The organism is Streptomyces sp. NPDC058955 (assembly GCF_042741435.1).
In the GTDB taxonomy this organism is placed as follows: Bacteria; Actinomycetota; Actinomycetes; order Streptomycetales; family Streptomycetaceae; genus Streptomyces.
The window spans coordinates 16,204-18,156 of the sequence record NZ_JBHYKM010000092.1; the positions used below are offsets into that span (position 1 = coordinate 16,204).

Here is a 1,953-nt window from a genome sequence, read left to right on the forward strand (position 1 = left end):
GGGGGGGCGCCGGGCCGCCCCGGGGCCCCCCCCGGCCCTCGCCGCACACCGCACGACCCACACGACACGGATGGCACGGACGACAGGAAGGCAGCACGCCGATGACGCGGGTGCTGGTCGTCGAGGACGACGCACAGCTCGCACGAGCCCTGGTGATCAATCTGCAGGCCCGCCGGTACGCGGTGGACTCCGCGGCCGACGGCGCCACCGCCCTCACCGCCGCCGCCGCCGCCGAACCGCCGGACGCCCTGATCGTCGATCTCGGGCTGCCCGACACGGACGGCGTCGACCTCATCCGGGACCTGCGCCGCTGGTGCCGGGCCCCGGTGCTCGTCCTCTCCGCGCGCAGCGGTTCCGAGGACAAGATCCGTGCGCTGGACGCCGGCGCGGACGACTACATGACGAAACCGTTCAGCATGGACGAACTCCTCGCCCGGCTGCGGGCCGCGACCCGGCGCGCCGGCGAGGTCCCGGCCGCCGCGCCCGCCGCGGAGGACCGGATCACCACGGACGACTTCACCGTCGACCTGGTGGCGAAACGGGTGCGCAGGGCGGACCGGGACGTGCGGCTCACCCCCACCGAATGGCACCTGCTGGAGATCCTCATCCGCAACCCCGGGCGGCTCATCAGCCAGCGCCGGCTGCTCCAGGAGGTCTGGGGCCCGAGCCACGGCACCAAGACCAACTACCTGCGGGTCTACATGGCCCAGCTGCGGCGCAAGCTGGAAGCCGACCCCGCCAGTCCCCGACATCTGATCACCGAACCGGGCATGGGCTACCGGTTCGAGCCCTAGGAGCACCACGGACCATGAGACGCGGGAAGCTGCGCATCTACCTCGGAGCGGCGCCGGGCGTCGGCAAGACGTACTCCATGCTCTCGGAAGGACACCGGCGGGTCGAACGGGGCACGGACTGCGTCGTCGCGTTCGTCGAGCACCACGGCCGGCCGCGCACCGAGGTCATGCTGCACGGCCTGGAGACGATCCCGCGCCGGACCGTCGAGTACCGGGGGACCTCCTTCACGGAGATGGACGTGGACGCCGTCCTCGCCCGCCGGCCCGCCGTCGCGCTCGTCGACGAGCTGCCCCACACCAACGTCCCCGGCTCGCGGAACTCCAAGCGCTGGCAGGACGTCGAGGAGCTGCTCGCCGCCGGCATCGACGTCGTCTCGACCGTCAACATCCAGCACCTGGAGTCCCTCGGCGACGTCGTCGAGTCGATCACCGGGATCCGGCAGCAGGAGACCGTCCCCGACGAGGTCGTCCGCCGCGCCGACCAGATCGAACTGGTCGACATGTCGCCGCAGGCGCTGCGCCGCCGCATGGCGCACGGCAACATCTACCAGCCGGACAAGGTCGACGCGGCGCTCTCCCGCTACTTCCGCCCCGGCAACCTCACCGCCCTGCGCGAGCTGGCCCTGCTGTGGACCGCCGACCGGGTCGACGAGTACCTCCAGGAGTACCGCACCGAGCACCGGGTCTCGAAGATCTGGGGCTCCCGGGAGCGGATCGTCGTCGGTCTCACCGGCGGACCCGAGGGCCGCACCCTGATACGGCGGGCCGCCCGGCTCGCCGAGAAGGGCGCGGGCGGCGAGGTGCTCGCCGTCTACATCTCCCGCAGCGACGGCCTCACCTCGGCCTCCCCGAAGGAACTGGCCGTCCAGCGGACCCTCGTCGAGGACCTGGGCGGCACCTTCCACCACGTCGTCGGCGACGACATACCGGCCGGGCTCCTCGCCTTCGCCCGCGGGGTGAACGCCACCCAGATCGTCCTCGGCGTGAGCCGGCGCCGCTCCTGGCAGTACCTCTTCGGTCCGGGCGTCAGCGCCACCGTCGCCCGCGAGTCGGGCCCCGACCTCGACGTCCACATCGTCACCCACGACGAGGCGGCGATAGGCGGGGGGCGGGGCGCCGCCCCCGGCGCCCCCCCCGCCCCCGCCCCCCCCCCCCCGGG

2 protein-coding genes are annotated in these 1,953 nt (G+C 73.3%); both read left to right on the forward strand.

The genetic code is table 11. The features are described 5' to 3' along the window. Window positions 1–101 precede the first annotated feature (101 nt). Window positions 102–794, forward strand: coding sequence for a response regulator (locus tag ACFW1I_RS28220; RefSeq protein WP_384675129.1), 693 nt, complete (start codon window positions 102–104; stop codon window positions 792–794). A 14-nt stretch (window positions 795–808) separates the two neighbouring features. Beyond that, window positions 809–1,953: universal stress protein (locus tag ACFW1I_RS28225; protein WP_384675131.1), on the forward strand; the 1,145-nt coding region annotated here is incomplete at its 3' end.

What these genes read in the sequence shown, in the direction of transcription:
- ACFW1I_RS28220 (WP_384675129.1), top strand. Translation starts at nt 102, where the DNA reads ATGACGCGGGTGCTGGTCGTCGAGGACGACGCACAGCTCGCACGAGCC.